This window comes from Nocardioides pacificus (assembly GCF_054775955.1).
The window spans coordinates 35,316-51,000 of record NZ_BAAHCI010000003.1 but is presented as its reverse complement, the minus strand read 5'-3'; the positions used below and the strand labels follow the sequence as shown (position 1 = coordinate 51,000).

Below are 15,685 nucleotides of genomic sequence, written 5' to 3'. Positions count from 1 at the left end.
GCGGGATATGACGCAGGCGAGTCGGGGTTGGTTGGCAGGCTGCGTCGTCGCTCGTGGCGATCCCCGCCGAGGAGCGTGACGCACACGACGTCCACCGCCGCTGGACGACCGGTCCAGCGCGGTCCCGGCACTGGTAGGGTCGGCGCCGATCGACATCCTTTAACGAGCCGTCCTGTGAGGCGGAGAAGGAGGTCCGGCACGCTGATGCCTGCCTTGACGCCTGACGTCCCCGCTTCGGCCGGGACCACCCCCGAGGGCCGCACCGTCCTCGACGCCCGTGACATCGCCCGGGCACTCACCCGCATCTCCCACGAGATCCTCGAGCGCAACAAGGGCGCGGGCGACCTCGTCCTGCTGGGGCTGCACACCCGCGGGGTCCCGCTGGCGAAGCGGATCGCCGAGCGGATCCACTCGGTCGAGGGCACGCCGGTGGCCGTGGGGTCCCTGGACGTGACGATGTACCGCGACGACCTGCGCGCGAACCCGACCCGGACGCCGCACAAGACGTCGATGCCGGCCGCCGGGATCGACGGCAAGACCGTGGTCCTGGTCGACGACGTTCTCTACTCGGGCCGCACAATCCGGGCTGCGCTCGACGCGCTCAACGACCTGGGCCGCCCGGCCGTGGTGCGGCTCGCCGTGCTGGTCGACCGCGGCCACCGCGAGCTGCCGATCCGCGCCGACCACGTCGGCAAGAACCTCCCCAGCGCACGCTCGGAGCGGGTCAGCGTCCGGGTCGAGGAGGTCGACGGGGTCGACGAGGTGCGGATCGCATGAGGAAGCACCTGCTCTCCATCGACGACCTCGGCGTCGACGACATCGCCACGCTCTTCGAGACGGCCGCGGAGATGCACGACGTGCAGCGCCGCGAGGTCAAGAAGCTCCCCGCGCTGCGCGGACGCACGGTCATCAACCTGTTCTTCGAGGACTCCACCCGCACCCGGTCGAGCTTCGAGATCGCCGGCAAGTGGCTCTCCGCGGACACCATCAACATCACCGGCAAGGGCTCCTCGGCCTCCAAGGGCGAGAGCCTGCGCGACACCGTGCTGACGGTCTGCGCGATGGGCGTCGACGCCCTGGTGATGCGCCACGGCGCCAGCGGGTCGGCGCAGCAGGTCAGCGAGTGGGTCGACGCGGTCGTCATCAACGCCGGCGACGGCACCCACGAGCACCCGACCCAGGCGCTGCTCGACGCCTACACGCTGCAGCGCCGGCTCGGCTCGCTGGAGGGCCGCCACGTCGTGCTGGTCGGCGACCTGACGCACAGCCGGGTCTTCCGCTCCAACGTCCTCAGCCTGACGAAGCTCGGCGCCGAGGTGACCGTGGTCGCCCCGCCGACGCTGATGCCCAGCGGCATCGACGCCTGGTCGGCGGCGGCCGGCTTCGCCACGTCGTACGACCTCGACGCGGTGCTGCCGAAGGCGGACGCCGTGATGATGCTGCGGGTCCAGCGCGAGCGGATGTCGGGCGGGTTCTTCCCCAGCGCCCGCGAGTACACCGTCGGCTACGGCCTGACCCGCGACCGGCTCGCGCTGCTCGGGCCGGACGTGCCGATCTGCCACCCCGGCCCGATGAACCGCGGGCTCGAGATCGCCGCCGACGCCGCCGACGCGGCCCAGTCCGCGGTGCTCGACCAGGTCTCCGCGGGCGTCGCGGTCCGCATGTCCGTGCTCTACCACCTGCTCGCCGGAGAGGGGGCTCAGTCGTGAGTCTCGACAAGCTCGACCACCGAGGAACGCTCGTCATCAAGGGAGCCTCCCTCCTGGGAGCCACCACCGCCGACCTCCTCATCGAGGACGGCGTCATCCGCGAGATCGGCTCGGTCGCCGCGACGGGTGCCCGGGTCATCGACGCCGACGGCCTCGTCGCGCTGCCGGGCCTGGTCGACCTGCACACCCACCTGCGCGAGCCGGGGCGTGAGGACGCCGAGACCGTGCTGTCGGGCTCCCGGGCCGCGGCGGTCGGCGGCTTCACCGCGGTGCTCGCGATGGCCAACACCAGCCCGGTCACCGACACGGCGGAGAACGCCGAGCGGGTCCTCGACCTGGGCCGCGCCGCCGGCCTCGTGGACGTCGTGCCGGTCGGTGCGGTCACCAAGGGGCTCGCCGGCGAGGAGCTCGCCGAGCTCGGCCTGATGGCCCGCTCCCGCGCGAAGGTGCGTGTCTTCTCCGACGACGGCAAGTGCGTCGCCGACGCCCGGGTGATGCGCCGGGCGCTGGAATACGTGAAGGCCTTCGGCGGCGTGATCAGCCAGCACTCCCAGGACCCGACACTGGCCGGGCCCACCTCCTGCTGCCACGAGGGCGAGCTCTCCGGCCGGCTCGGACTGCCGGGCTGGCCCGGGGTCGCCGAGGAGGTCATCGTCGCCCGCGACGTGATGCTCGCCCGCCACACCGGCAGCCGGGTCCACGTCGCCCACGTCTCCACCGCGGGCAGCGTCGAGGTGCTGCGCTGGGCCAAGGCGCAGGGGATCGCGGTGACCGCCGAGGTCACCCCGCACCACCTGATGCTCACCAGCGACCTGCTGGCCGGCTACGACCCGACGTTCAAGGTCAACCCGCCGCTGCGCCCCGACGAGGACGTCGCGGTGCTGCGCGAGGCGCTGGCCGATGGCACCATCGACGCCGTCGCCACCGACCACGCCCCGCACGCGCGTCACGACAAGGAGCACGCGTTCGTCGATGCGGCCTTCGGCATGCTCGGTCTCGAGACCGCGCTCTCGGTCGTCACCACGCTGATGGTCGAGACCGGCGCCATGGGCTGGGCCGACGTGGCCCGGGTCATGTCGGCCACCCCCGCCCGCATCGCCGGCCTGGAGCACCAGGGCCGGCCCCTCGAGGTCGGCGAGCCCGCCAACCTCACCCTCGTGGACCCTAAGGCGCAGGTCACCGTCGACCGCGACGCCTCGGTGTCCCTCTCGCGCAACAACCCCTGGCACGGCCGGTCGCTGACCGGTGCCGTGCACGCCACGCTGCTGCGCGGCGTACCCACCGTTCTGGAAGGAGCCCTCGCGTGAGTGGCCACAAGCTCGGCACCCGCAGTCCCGCCCTGCTGGTCTTGGAGGACGGCCGCGCGTTCCGCGGCGAGGCGTTCGGCGCCGAGGGCGAGACCTTCGGCGAGGCGGTGTTCTCCACCGGCATGACCGGCTACCAGGAGACGCTCACCGACCCGTCCTACCACCGCCAGGTGGTCGTGATGACCGCCCCGCACGTCGGCAACACCGGCGTCAACGACGAGGACCCGGAGTCGCGCCGGATCTGGGTGGCCGGGTACGTCGTGCGCGACCCCGCGCGCGTCTCGTCCAACTGGCGCGCCCGGCGCACCCTCGACGACGAGCTGCGCGAGCAGGGCGTCGTCGGGATCAGCGGCGTCGACACCCGGGCGCTGACCCGGCACCTGCGCGAGCGCGGCGCCATGCGCGTCGGGATCTCCACCACCGAGACCGACCCCGCCGCGCTGCTCGCCCGGGTCCTGGGGGCGGCCGAGATGGCCGGCACCGAGCTCGCCGACGAGGTCACCACCCAGGAGGCCTACGTCGTCCCCGCGCGCAACGTCGCCGACGGGGCGAAGCCGCTGGTGGTGGCCGCGGTCGACCTCGGCATCAAGGCCAACACCCCGCGGATGATGGCCGAGCGCGGCATCGAGGTGCACGTGCTGCCCTCGACGGTCACGCTCGAGGAGGTCAAGGCGATCTCGCCCGACGGGCTGTTCTTCTCCAACGGCCCCGGCGACCCGGCGGCCACGACCCACCAGATCGCGCTGCTGCAGGGGGCGCTGGAGGAGCAGATCCCCTACTTCGGGATCTGCTTCGGCAACCAGCTCTTCGGCCGCGCCCTGGGCTTCGACACGTACAAGCTGAAGTACGGCCACCGGGGCATCAACCAGCCGGTGATGGACCGCACCACCGGCAAGGTCGAGGTCACCTCGCACAACCACGGCTTCGCCGTCGACGCCCCGCTCACCGGCAGCACCACCACGCCGTACGGCGAGGCGAGCGTCAGCCACGTCTGCCTCAACGACGACGTGGTCGAGGGCCTCGAGCTGCGCGACGCGGACGGTCGGCTCACGTCGTTCTCCGTGCAATACCACCCCGAGTCCGCCGCGGGTCCCCACGACGCGGCGTACCTCTTCGACCGCTTCGTGGACCTGATCCGGAAGGAGGCCTGAGATGCCGAAGCGTGACGACATCAAGTCGGTCCTGGTCATCGGCTCCGGGCCGATCATCATCGGCCAGGCCTGTGAGTTCGACTACTCCGGCACCCAGGCCTGCCGCGTGCTGCGCGACGAGGGCCTGCGGGTGATCCTGGTCAACTCCAACCCCGCCACGATCATGACCGACCCGGAGTTCGCCGACGCGACCTACGTCGAGCCGATCACGGCGGAGTACGTCGAGAAGGTGATCGCCAAGGAGCGCCCCGACGCGCTGCTGGCGACGCTGGGCGGCCAGACCGCCCTCAACTGCGCGGTCGCCCTCGACGCCGCCGGCGTCCTGGAGAAGTACGGCGTGGAGCTGATCGGCGCCTCCATCGAGGCCATCGACCGCGGCGAGAACCGCCAGGTATTCAAGGGCATCGTCGAGGAGCTCGGCGGCGAGTGCGCCAAGTCCGTCATCTGCCACTCGATGGAGGACTGCCTCGCCGCCGCGGACACGCTCGGCTACCCGATGGTGGTGCGCCCGTCGTTCACGATGGGCGGCACCGGCTCGGGGATGGCCTACGACGAGACCGACCTGCGCCGCATCGCCGGCTCCGGCCTGGCCGCCAGCCCGACCACCGAGGTGCTCCTCGAGGAGTCGATCATCGGCTGGAAGGAGTACGAGCTCGAGGTCATGCGCGACACCGCGGACAACGTGGTGATCATCTGCTCGATCGAGAACCTCGACCCGATGGGCGTGCACACCGGCGACTCGATCACGGTCGCGCCGGCGATGACGCTGACCGACCGCGAGTACCAGAAGATGCGCGACCTCGCGATCGGCATCATCCGCTCGGTGGGCGTCGACACCGGCGGCTGCAACATCCAGTACGCCGTGAACCCCGCAGACGGCCGGCTGATCGTGATCGAGATGAACCCCCGGGTGTCGCGCTCGAGCGCGCTCGCCTCGAAGGCCACCGGCTTCCCGATCGCCAAGATCGCGGCCAAGGTGGCGATCGGCTACACCCTCGACGAGATCCCCAACGACATCACGGTCCGCGAGGACGGCTCGAGCACGCCGGCCAGCTTCGAGCCGGCACTCGACTACGTCGTGGTGAAGGTGCCGCGCTTCGCGTTCGAGAAGTTCCCCGGCGCCGACCCCACGCTGACCACCCACATGAAGTCGGTGGGCGAGGCGATGTCGATCGGGCGCAACTTCACCGAGGCGCTGCAGAAGGCGCTGCGCTCCCTGGAGAGCAAGAACGCGGTCTTCGACTTCGCGCCCGTGGGCCACGACGCGCTCGACCGCGACGCGCTGCTGGAGTCGGTGAAGGTCCCGCACGACGGCCGGCTGCGCGAGGTGATGGACGCGATCCGCGCCGGCGCCACGCCCGAGCAGGTCTTCGACGCCACCAAGATCGACCCGTGGTTCGTCGACCAGCTCTTCCTGATCCGCGAGATCGCTGAGGAGATCGACGCCGCCGAGCGTCTCGACGAGACCATCCTGCGCCTGGCCAAGCGGCACGGCTTCTCCGACGCCCAGATCGGCCGGATCCGCGGCCTGCGCGAGGACGTCGTGCGCGGCGTGCGCCAGGCCCTCGGGGTGCGCCCGGTCTACAAGACCGTCGACACCTGCGCGGCCGAGTTCGCCGCCGCCACGCCCTACCACTACTCGTCGTACGACGAGGAGACCGAGGTCCGCCCCCGCGAGAAGCAGGCGGTGATCATCCTCGGCTCCGGGCCCAACCGGATCGGGCAGGGGATCGAGTTCGACTACTCGTGCGTGCACGCGTCGCTGGCCCTCTCGGAGGCCGGCTACGAGACCATCATGGTCAACTGCAACCCCGAGACCGTCTCGACCGACTACGACACCTCAGACCGGCTCTACTTCGAGCCGCTCACGCTCGAGGACGTGCTCGAGGTCGTCCACGCCGAGCAGCAGGCCGGCCCCGTCGCCGGCGTCATCTGCCAGCTCGGCGGCCAGACCCCGCTGGGCCTGGCCCAGGGGCTCGCGGACGCCGGCGTCCCGATCGTCGGCACCTCGCCGGCGGCGATCCACCTCGCGGAGGACCGCGGCTCGTTCGGCCGGGTGCTGCACCAGGCCGGGCTGACCGCCCCCAAGCACGGCACCGCCACGTCGTACCCCGAGGCGCAGGAGATCGCCGCCGAGATCGGCTACCCGGTCCTGGTCCGGCCCTCCTACGTGCTCGGCGGGCGCGGCATGGAGATCGTCTACGACGACGCCTCGCTGGAGAGCTACCTCGAGAAGTACGTCGCCAACGGGCTGATCAACGCCGAGCAGCCGGTGCTCGTGGACCGCTTCCTCGACGACGCGATCGAGATCGACGTCGACGCGATCTTCGACGGCGAGGAGCTCTACCTCGGCGGCGTGATGGAGCACATCGAGGAGGCCGGCATCCACTCCGGAGACTCCTCCTGCGCGCTGCCGCCGATCACCCTCGGGGCGCGTGAGATCGGCCGGATCCGCGACGCCACGCTCGCGATCGCCCGCGGCGTCGGGGTGCGGGGGCTGCTCAACATCCAGTTCGCGCTGAGCTCCGACATCCTCTACGTCCTCGAGGCCAACCCGCGTGCCAGCCGCACGGTGCCGTTCGTCTCCAAGGCGACCGCGATCCCGCTGGCCAAGGCGGCCTCGCGGGTGATGCTCGGCGAGACCGTCGCGGAGCTGCGCGCCGCCGGGGTGCTGCCCGCCACCGGCGACGGCGGCGACCTGCCGGCCTCGGCGCCGATCGCGGTCAAGGAGGCGGTGATGCCCTTCAACCGGTTCAAGACCGCCGACGGGCAGAACGTCGACACCGTGCTCGGCCCGGAGATGAAGTCGACCGGCGAGGTGATGGGCTTCGACGCCGACTTCGGCACCGCCTTCGCCAAGGCGCAGACCGCGGCGTTCGGCCCGCTGCCGACGTCGGGTCGGATCTTCGTCTCGATGGCCAACCGCGACAAGCGCTCGATGATCTTCCCGATCAAGGTGCTGGCCGACCAGGGCTTCGAGATCCTGGCCACCCAGGGGACCGCCGACGTGCTGCGCCGCAACGGCATCGACACGACCGTCGTGCGCAAGCAGTGGGAGGGCCCCGGCCCCGACGGAGAGCCGACCACGGTCCAGCTGATCCTCGACGGCAAGATCGATCTCATCGTGAACACGCCCTACGGCACCTCCGGCGGTCACGCGCGCATCGACGGCTACGAGATCCGCACCGCGGCGGTGATGGCCAACATCCCCTGCATCACGACGGTGTCCGGCCTCGGTGCTGCCGTGCAGGGCATCGAGGCGATGCGGCGCGGGACGATCGGCGTGCGCAGCCTGCAGGACTGGGCCCGGGCGCCCGAGGTGCCCGGAACGCCGCCGGGGGAGACGCAGTGACCTACCGCCTCCTCTTCGACCGCCTGCTGACCCGCACCGACCCCGAGCGCGCCCACCACACGGCGTTCACGGGGATCCGGGCGGCCCGTCCCGCCACGGCGCGCGTCCTCGGACGTCGGACGGCGGGGGCGGCGCCGGTCGAGGCGATGGGGCTGCGCTTCCCGCACGTGCTCGGGCTGGCGGCGGGCTTCGACAAGAACGCCGTGGGCATCGACGCGCTCGGCGCGCTGGGCTTCGGCCACGTGGAGATCGGCACGGTCACCGGCGAGGCGCAGCCCGGCAACCCCAAGCCGCGGCTGTTCCGGCTGCCCGCGGACCGGGCGATCGTCAACCGGATGGGCTTCAACAACGACGGCGCGGAGGTGGTGGCTCGCCGGCTCGCCCAGCGTGCCTCGCGCCGGCTCAGCGACGGCGGCCCGGTCCTGGGGGTCAACATCGGCAAGACCAAGCTGGTCGCCGAGGAGGACGCCATCGGCGACTACGAGAAGAGCGCCCGGCTGCTCGCGCCGTTCGCCGACTACCTCGTGGTCAACGTGAGCTCGCCCAACACCCCGGGGCTGCGCGACCTGCAGGCCGTGGAGAAGCTCGAGCCGCTGCTCACCGCCGTACGACGGCAGGCGGACGCGGTCACCGCCGACCGGGCCGCCCCGGTGCCGCTGCTGGTCAAGATCGCGCCCGACCTCAGCGACGACGACGTGCTGGCCGTCGCCGACCTCGCCGAGTCGATCGGGCTCGACGGGATCATCGCCACCAACACCACCATCCGACGCGACCACCTCCTCACCCCGGCCGCGCAGGTCGAGGCGATCGGCGCGGGCGGCGTCTCGGGGCAGCCCGTGGCGGAGCGGTCGCTGGAGGTGCTGCGCCTGCTGCGCACCCGGGTCGGGGACGCCCTGACCCTGGTCTCGGTGGGCGGCATCACGACGGTCGACGACGCCCGGACCCGCCTCGAGGCCGGCGCCCACCTGCTGCAGGGCTACAGCGCCTTCGTCTACGAGGGCCCGGTGTGGCCCTCGCGGATCGTGCGCGGGCTGGACGCCACGACGAGATGACCGAGGCCCCCAGCGCCACCTCCCGCCCCGCCGTCGGCCCCCTGCATGCCGTCGGCGAGGTGCTGGCGACCAAGCGGGTCGGCGCCTACCAGCACCTGACGCTGACGGCGCCGGGCATCCCCGAGCGGTTCCGCCCGGGGACGTTCGTGGCGCTCTCGCTGGGGCCGGCCGAGGGGACCGCCGCCGACAGCGTGCGGCTCGGCCGGCGGGCGCTGTGGATCCACCGGGTCAAGCCCACGGGCGGCCACGGCCCGACGATCGACGTGGTCGTCGAGCCCCGCGGGGTCGGGTCCGCCCACCTGGCCGGGCTCGCGGTGGGCGAGCGGGTCGCGATCACCGGGCCGCTGGGACGGCCGTTCGCGCTGCCCAAGGAGCCGGTGGCGTGCGTGCTCGTCGGGGAGGGGCACTCCGCAGCGCCGCTCTTTCCGCTCGCCGAGCGGCTGCGGGAGCGGGGGAGCACGGTCACGCTCCTGCTCGGCGCCTCCGACGAGGCCCACCTGCTCGACGCGCTCGAGGCGCGCCGGACCGCCCGGTCGGTCACCGTCGTCACCGCGGACGGCTCGGTGGGCCAGCGCGGTGCCGTGGCGGACGCGGTCGCCGATCTCATCGCCCGCGCCCGCGCCGACGTGGTCTACGCCGCCGGCAGCGTCGCGACGCTGCACGCCGCCGCTCTCGCCGCCGAGCAGGCCGGCGCCTGGAGCCAGACCGCCCTCGAGCGCCCGCTCACCTGCGCCACCGGCCTGTGCCAGGGCTGCACGATCCCCGTCGTCGGGGAGGACGGGGTGGCGCGGCTCGTGCGAGCCTGCGTCGACGGCCCGGTGCTGCGCGGCGACCGGGTCCGCTGGGCAGAGCTGCTGGAGGCGGTCCCGTGAGCGAGGACGCGAGCGGGTTCGAGCCGGTCGGGGTGGGCGAGCTGCGGCTGGCCTCGCCGGTGATGACCGCCGCCGGCTGCGCGGGCAGCGGTCGCGAGCTCGCCGCGTACGGCGCGCTGGACGCGGTGGGCGCCTTCGTCACCCGCACGATCACCCTCGACCCACGAGTCGGCGGTCCGCAGCCGCGGATCGTCGAGAGCCCGGCCGGTCTCGTGCACGCCGTCGGCCTGCAGAACCCCGGCCTCGAGCCGTTCCTGGCCACCGAGCTGCCCTGGCTGGTCCAGCAGGGCGTCCGGGTCGTGGTGTCCATCGCGGGGACGACCGTGGGGGAGTACGCCGACCTCGCACGGCGCCTCGGGCGGGCGCCCGGGCTGGTCGGCCTCGAGCTGGACCTCGGTGAGCCGGACCCCGCCGGCTGCGGCGTGCTCGACGCGTCCGAGCCCGAGCGGGCGGCGGCCGTCGTGTCGGCGGTGTGCCAGGACCTGCCGCGCGGCCTCCAGGTCTGGGCCAAGGTGCGCCCCGACGTCACCCGCGTCGTGTCGACGGCCCGCGCCGTCAGCGAGGCCGGTGCGGATGCGGTCGTGATCGGCCACGCGCTGCCCGCGGCGTTCCCAGACGGGCGCCCCGGCGGGCTCAGCGGCCCGGCCGTCGGCCCGGTGGCGCTGCGCTGTGTCGCCCAGACGCACGCCGCGCTGCCCGCCGTACCCCTGATCGCCGCCGGAGGGGTGAGCACCGCCGACGACGTCCGCCGCTTCCTCGACGCCGGTGCCCGCGCCGTCCAGGTCGGCACCGCTCTGCTGCACGACCCCACCGCCGTCACGAGGATCGTGGCCGACCTGCGAGGAGAGACCCGATGACCGGTCCCACCGCCCCCTTCGGGGCCCGCCTGCACGCTGCTGTCGAGGCTCGAGGACCGCTCTGCGCGGGCATCGACCCGCACGCCGCGCTGCTTGACCGCTGGGGACTGGGCGACGACGTGGCCGGCCTGGAGCGCTTCGCGCTGACCGCGACCGAGGCGATCGCCCCGGTGGTCTCGGTGCTCAAGCCGCAGTCGGCGTTCTTCGAGCGGTTCGGGAGCCGCGGGATCGCGGTCCTGGAGCGGGTGATCGCCACGGCCCGCGACGCCGGCGCGCTGGTGCTGCTCGACGTCAAGCGCGGCGACATCGGCTCCACCTCCCAGGCCTACGCCGACGCCTACCTCGACCCGGCCTCGCCGCTGGCCGTGGACGCCATCACCGCCAGCCCCTACCTCGGGATGGGCTCGCTGCTCCCGATGGTCGAGACGGCCGTGCGGCACGGCGCCGGACTGTTCGTGCTCGCGCTGACCTCCAACCCCGAGGGTCCGCAGTTCCAGCACGCCACGACCGAGGCTGGGCGCACCGTCGGAGGCACCGTCCTCGACGAGCTGGCCGGGCTCAACGAGGGCGTGAGTCCGCTGGGCTCCTTCGGCGCCGTGGTTGGCGCCACGGTGACCGGCACCGAGGAGTCGTTCGCCATCAACGGCCCCCTGCTCGCGCCGGGCGTCGGGGCGCAGGGCGGCACGCTCCACGACGTACGACGTGTCTTCGGCGACGCCGCCCGCCACGTGCTGCCGGCCTCCTCGCGCGAGATCCTGCAGGCCGGCCCGGATCCGCAGGCGCTGCGCGAGGCCGCGCTGCGGGTCAACGACGCCTTCGCCGTGCTGCGCGGATGAGGCGATGATGCGAGCCAGTCGGAGAAGCCAGGGTGGCCGGGGGATCCGGGGCAGCGCCGCCGCCGCGCTCGGGGCCGTGCTGGTGGCCGGGGGACTCGCGGTGGCCGGCTGCGCGGACGAGGGCGAGCGCTACTGCGACGCCGTGGGCGAGCACCAGGAGGACCTGGCCGAGGTCGCCGAGTCGCGGTCCGGCTATGCCCTGCTCGAGGCGCTGCCCGCCTACCGCGACCTCGCCGCCCAGGCCCCGACGGACATCCGGGCGGAGTGGAGCCTCGTGGTCAAGCGGCTCTCCGCGCTCGACGGCGCCCTCGACGACGCCGGCGCGGACCCCGCGACGTACGACCCGAAGAAGCCGCCCGGCGACGTGACCGAGGAGGAGCAGGCGATGATCGCCGCCGCGGCGACCGCGCTGGGCGATCCGGAGACCGTGGAGGCGATGAGCTCGATCGAGCAGCAGGCCCTCGACGTGTGCAAGACCTCGCTCTACGGCTGAGCCCGCCGAGCGGCAGCGACGGCCTGCGAGCGGGAGAGGCTGTGACCCGGATCGCAGGTTCCGTGCCGCTGGCTCGGACCGCGTTGCCAAGCAATTTCGGTTCTGACTACATTGACGACCGACTCCACCCGCACGAAGACGAGGACCTCCACGTGGCATTGCCCCCGCTCACGCCCGAACAGCGCCAGGCGGCGCTCCAGAAGGCGGCCGCGTCGCGCCGGGAGCGTGCCGAGGTGAAGAACCGGCTGAAGAACTCCGGAGCCTCGATCGTCGACGTCCTGCACCAGGGCCAGGAGAACGAGGTCATCGGCAAGATGCGCGTGGTCGACCTCCTGCAGGCGATGCCCGGTGTGGGCAAGGTCCGCGCCAAGCAGCTGATGGAGCGTCTGAGCATCGCCGAGAGCCGGCGCGTGCGTGGCCTCGGGGCCAAGCAGGTCGCCGCCCTCGAGCGCGAGTTCACCGCGCGTGACTGACCAGACCCCGCAGGGCACCTCGCGACTGGTCGTGCTGGCCGGCCCGACAGCCGTCGGCAAGGGCACCGTCGCCTCCCGGATCCGCGAGGAGCACCCCGAGGTCTGGATCTCCGTCTCGGCCACGACGCGTCCTCCGCGCCCTGGCGAGGTGGACGGTGTCCACTACTGGTTCGTCTCCGACGAGGAGTTCGACCGGATGATCGCCGAGGACGCCCTGCTGGAGTGGGCCGTGGTGCACAAGGCGGCCCGCTACGGCACCCCGCGCGGACCGGTCGAGAAGGCGCTCGCGGCCGGTCGGCCGGCCATGCTGGAGATCGACCTGCAGGGCGCTCGCCAGGTCCGCACCACGATGCCGCAGGCGCTCTTCGTCTTCCTCAAGCCCCCGTCGTGGGACGAGCTGGTGCGTCGACTGGTCGGCCGCGGCACCGAGTCCGAGGCCGAGCGGACCCGTCGCCTCGAGACCGCGCGGCTCGAGCTGGCCGCCGAGGAGGAGTTCGACGTCACCATCGTGAACCGCGAAGTTCATGCTGCGGCCGACGAGTTGGTAGCCTTGATGACACTGTGACCTTTTCGGTCGCCATCTCCATCCCAGCTCCACCCCCTAACAACTGTGAGGCTCACGCGTGTCTGCCCCGAACATCGACGCCCAGGGCGTGACCAACCCCCCGATCGACGACCTGCTGACCAAGACGGACAGCAAGTACAAGCTGGTCCTCTACAGCGCCAAGCGCGCCCGGCAGATCAACGCCTACTACTCCCAGCTCGGCGAGGGCCTGCTCGAGTACGTCGGCCCCCTCGTGGACACCCACGTGCAGGAGAAGCCCCTCTCGATCGCGCTGCGCGAGATCAACGAGGACCTGCTGACCTGTGAGGACGTCGACCCGGCCGAGCTCGCCGCCGAGGAGGCCGCTGCGAAGGCGGCCGCCGCCGAGGCTGCGTTCAGCGGCCCGGCTGAGTGATCTCATCGGTCCTTTGACCTCCCAGCACGACGACGAGGCCGTGTCCCCCCGCGGGGCACGGCCCTCTGTCGTCCTCGGCGTGTCCGGCGGCATCGCGGCCTACAAGGCCTGCGAGCTGCTGCGCCGGCTGACCGAGTCCGGCCACGACGTGACCGTCGTACCCACCGCGAGCGCGCTCGAGTTCGTCGGTGCCCCCACCTGGGCGGCGCTGTCGGGCAAGCCGGTCGCCGCCGACGTGTGGACGTCGGTCCACGAGGTGCCCCACGTCCGGATCGGCCAGCACGCCGACCTCGTCGTGGTCGCCCCCGCGACCGCCGACCTGCTCGCCAAGGCGGCGCACGGTTTGGCCGACGACCTGCTGACCAACACCCTGCTCACCGCGCGCTGCCCGGTCGTGTTCGTCCCGGCGATGCACACCGAGATGTGGGAGCACCCCGCCACGGCCGCCAACGTCGCGATCCTGCGCTCGCGGGGCGCGATCGTCGTCGAGCCGGCCGAGGGTCGCCTCACCGGCAAGGACACCGGCAAGGGCCGGCTGCCCGAGCCGGCCGAGATCTTCGAGCTGGCCACCGAGGTGCTGGCCCGGGGCGCCGGCTCGGCCGACCTGGCCGGCCGCCACGTCGTCGTCTCCGCCGGGGGCACCCGCGAGCGACTCGACCCGGTGCGCTTCCTGGGCAACCGCTCCTCGGGGCTGATGGGCTACGCGCTCGCCCGGGCGGCGGCCGCACGCGGCGCCGAGGTGACGCTGGTGGCCGCCAACGTGAGCCTGCCCGATCCGGCCGGGACGACCGTCGTACGCGTGGAGAGCACCGCCGAGCTGCGCGACGCCGTCGTCGCGGCCGCGGCCGGTGCGGACGCCGTGGTGATGGCTGCTGCCCCTGCCGACTTCCGGCCGCTCGACGTGAGCGACGCCAAGATCAAGAAGCGCGACGACGGCTCGGTCGAGCCGATCGCGCTCACCCAGAACCCCGACATCCTCGCCGAGATCGCCCAGCACCGCAGCCGACCGGGCAGCGTCGTGGTGGGCTTCGCTGCCGAGACAGGCGACGCGAGCGGCTCGGTGCTCGAGCATGCCCGGGCCAAGCTCGCCCGCAAGGGTTGCGACCTGCTCGTGGTCAACGACGTCAGCGGGGGAGCCGTCTTCGGCAGCCCCGACACGGAGGCGGTCATCCTGGCCGCCGACGGCGCCGGCGTCGAGGTGCCGCACGGATCCAAGTCCTCGCTCGCGCACGTGATCTGGGACCAGGTCCACGCGCGCTTGGACGCCTAGAACCCCTCTGGGGCGACACGACTAAGGTGTCGCTCACACCATCGAACGGGAGTGAGTACGACTGTGGCTGGACGTCTTTTCACGTCGGAGTCGGTGACCGAGGGTCACCCCGACAAGATCGCTGACCAGATCAGCGACACGGTTCTCGACTACCTCCTGGAGCACGACCCCGACAGCCGGGTCGCCGTGGAGACGCTGCTGACCACCGGCCTCGTGGTCGTGGCCGGCGAGGTCACCACGAAGGCCTACGCGCCCGTGGCGGAGCTGGTGCGCATGCGGATCCTCGAGATCGGCTACGACAGCTCCGAGAAGGGCTTCGACGGGCACAGCTGTGGCGTCCAGGTCGCCATCGGCGGCCAGTCGCTCGACATCGCCCAGGGCGTCGACTCCGGCCACGAGACCCGCGTGGAGTCCTCGGCCGACGAGCTCGACCAGCAGGGCGCCGGCGACCAGGGCCTGATGTTCGGCTACGCCTGCGACGACACCCCCGAGCTGATGCCGCTGCCGATCATGATCGCGCAGCGTCTCTCGCAGAAGCTGACCGAGGTGCGCAAGGACGGCACGCTCGACTACCTGCGCCCGGACGGCAAGACCCAGGTCACCATCGAGTACGACGCGGACAACCGCCCCGTGCGCGTGGACACCGTCGTCCTGTCGACCCAGCACGCGGGCCACATCGACCTCGAGTCGACGCTGCTGCCCGACATCCGCAAGCACGTCATCGACCCGGTGCTCGCGACGTTCGACATCGCCTCCGAGGGCTACCGGCTGCTGGTCAACCCCACCGGTCGCTTCGTCGTCGGCGGGCCGATGGGCGACGCCGGCCTGACCGGTCGCAAGATCATCATCGACACCTACGGCGGCATGGCCCGCCACGGCGGCGGCGCCTTCTCGGGCAAGGACCCGTCGAAGGTCGACCGCTCCGCGGCCTACGCCATGCGCTGGGTGGCCAAGAACGTCGTCGCCGCCGGGCTCGCCCGTCGCTGCGAGGCGCAGGTCGCCTACGCCATCGGCAAGGCCAGCCCCGTCGGCGTCTTCGTGGAGACGTTCGGCACCGGCGTCGTCCCCGACGAGAAGATCCAGGACGCCGTGCTCGAGGTCTTCGACCTGCGCCCCGCCGCGATCATCCGCGACCTGGACCTGAAGCGCCCGATCTACACCCAGACCGCCGCCTACGGCCACTTCGGCCGCGAGCTCCCCGACTTCACCTGGGAGCGCACGGACCGGGCCGAGGCGCTGAAGGCTGCTGTCGGGGTCTGAGCCCTCGGTTAGTTTCACGAGTTAACTCGTGAAACGGTCACTTCCCACGTGAAGGTTCACGTGGGAAGTGACCGTTTCGTGTGGTCAGTACGAC

15 protein-coding genes are annotated in these 15,685 nt (G+C 72.4%); all 15 read left to right on the top strand.

Annotated features, from left to right (window positions below; genetic code table 11):
* Positions 1-204 precede the first annotated feature (204 nt).
* The 15 genes from pyrR (at position 205) to metK (ending at position 15,591) form a co-directional block, all read left to right on the top strand.
* A complete protein-coding gene (gene pyrR, locus ACYU7L_RS00745; protein WP_460793244.1) occupies positions 205-777 on the top strand; it encodes a bifunctional pyr operon transcriptional regulator/uracil phosphoribosyltransferase PyrR in 573 nt (190 codons plus the stop codon).
* Entirely contained in the window at positions 774-1,709 is a 936-nt protein-coding gene (locus tag ACYU7L_RS00740; protein WP_460793243.1) for an aspartate carbamoyltransferase catalytic subunit, read from the top strand. The genes pyrR and ACYU7L_RS00740 overlap by 4 nt, the downstream gene beginning before the upstream one ends.
* Entirely contained in the window at positions 1,706-3,016 is a 1,311-nt protein-coding gene (locus tag ACYU7L_RS00735) for a dihydroorotase (RefSeq protein WP_460793242.1), read from the top strand. Before ACYU7L_RS00740 ends, ACYU7L_RS00735 begins: the two co-directional genes overlap by 4 nt.
* On the top strand, positions 3,013-4,167 hold the full coding sequence (gene carA / locus ACYU7L_RS00730; protein ID WP_460793241.1) for a glutamine-hydrolyzing carbamoyl-phosphate synthase small subunit: 1,155 nt from the start codon (positions 3,013-3,015) through the stop codon (positions 4,165-4,167). Before ACYU7L_RS00735 ends, carA begins: the two co-directional genes overlap by 4 nt.
* A 1-nt stretch (position 4,168) precedes the next feature.
* On the top strand, positions 4,169-7,519 hold the full coding sequence (gene carB, locus ACYU7L_RS00725) for a carbamoyl-phosphate synthase large subunit (RefSeq protein ID WP_460793239.1): 3,351 nt from the start codon (positions 4,169-4,171) through the stop codon (positions 7,517-7,519).
* Complete coding sequence (locus ACYU7L_RS00720; RefSeq protein ID WP_460793238.1) at positions 7,516-8,571, top strand: quinone-dependent dihydroorotate dehydrogenase; 1,056 nt, start codon at positions 7,516-7,518, stop codon at positions 8,569-8,571. Before carB ends, ACYU7L_RS00720 begins: the two co-directional genes overlap by 4 nt.
* Positions 8,568-9,443 carry an iron-sulfur cluster-binding protein gene (locus tag ACYU7L_RS00715; RefSeq protein WP_460793236.1) on the top strand — a complete coding sequence of 292 codons (876 nt, stop codon included), beginning with the start codon at positions 8,568-8,570 and terminating at the stop codon, positions 9,441-9,443. The genes ACYU7L_RS00720 and ACYU7L_RS00715 overlap by 4 nt, the downstream gene beginning before the upstream one ends.
* Positions 9,440-10,300, top strand: a complete 861-nt coding sequence (locus ACYU7L_RS00710) for a nitronate monooxygenase (protein ID WP_460793235.1) — start codon at positions 9,440-9,442, stop codon at positions 10,298-10,300. Before ACYU7L_RS00715 ends, ACYU7L_RS00710 begins: the two co-directional genes overlap by 4 nt.
* Positions 10,297-11,136, top strand: a complete 840-nt coding sequence (gene pyrF / locus ACYU7L_RS00705) for an orotidine-5'-phosphate decarboxylase (protein WP_460793234.1) — start codon at positions 10,297-10,299, stop codon at positions 11,134-11,136. Before ACYU7L_RS00710 ends, pyrF begins: the two co-directional genes overlap by 4 nt.
* Before the next feature lie 4 nt (positions 11,137-11,140).
* Positions 11,141-11,629 carry a hypothetical protein gene (locus tag ACYU7L_RS00700; protein ID WP_460793232.1) on the top strand — a complete coding sequence of 163 codons (489 nt, stop codon included), beginning with the start codon at positions 11,141-11,143 and terminating at the stop codon, positions 11,627-11,629.
* A 152-nt stretch (positions 11,630-11,781) separates the two neighbouring features.
* Complete coding sequence (gene mihF / locus ACYU7L_RS00695; protein WP_460793231.1) at positions 11,782-12,102, top strand: integration host factor, actinobacterial type; 321 nt, start codon at positions 11,782-11,784, stop codon at positions 12,100-12,102.
* On the top strand, positions 12,095-12,667 hold the full coding sequence (gene gmk, locus ACYU7L_RS00690; RefSeq protein ID WP_460793230.1) for a guanylate kinase: 573 nt from the start codon (positions 12,095-12,097) through the stop codon (positions 12,665-12,667). The genes mihF and gmk overlap by 8 nt, the downstream gene beginning before the upstream one ends.
* Positions 12,668-12,725: 58 nt before the next feature.
* Positions 12,726-13,061: a DNA-directed RNA polymerase subunit omega gene (gene rpoZ / locus ACYU7L_RS00685; RefSeq protein WP_460793229.1), complete on the top strand. Its 336-nt coding sequence runs from the start codon at positions 12,726-12,728 to the stop codon at positions 13,059-13,061.
* Between the two features lie 13 nt (positions 13,062-13,074).
* Positions 13,075-14,331: a bifunctional phosphopantothenoylcysteine decarboxylase/phosphopantothenate--cysteine ligase CoaBC gene (gene coaBC / locus ACYU7L_RS00680; RefSeq protein WP_460793228.1), complete on the top strand. Its 1,257-nt coding sequence runs from the start codon at positions 13,075-13,077 to the stop codon at positions 14,329-14,331.
* A gap of 63 nt (positions 14,332-14,394) precedes the next feature.
* Complete coding sequence (metK, locus tag ACYU7L_RS00675; protein ID WP_460793227.1) at positions 14,395-15,591, top strand: methionine adenosyltransferase; 1,197 nt, start codon at positions 14,395-14,397, stop codon at positions 15,589-15,591.
* Positions 15,592-15,685: the final 94 nt, after the last annotated feature.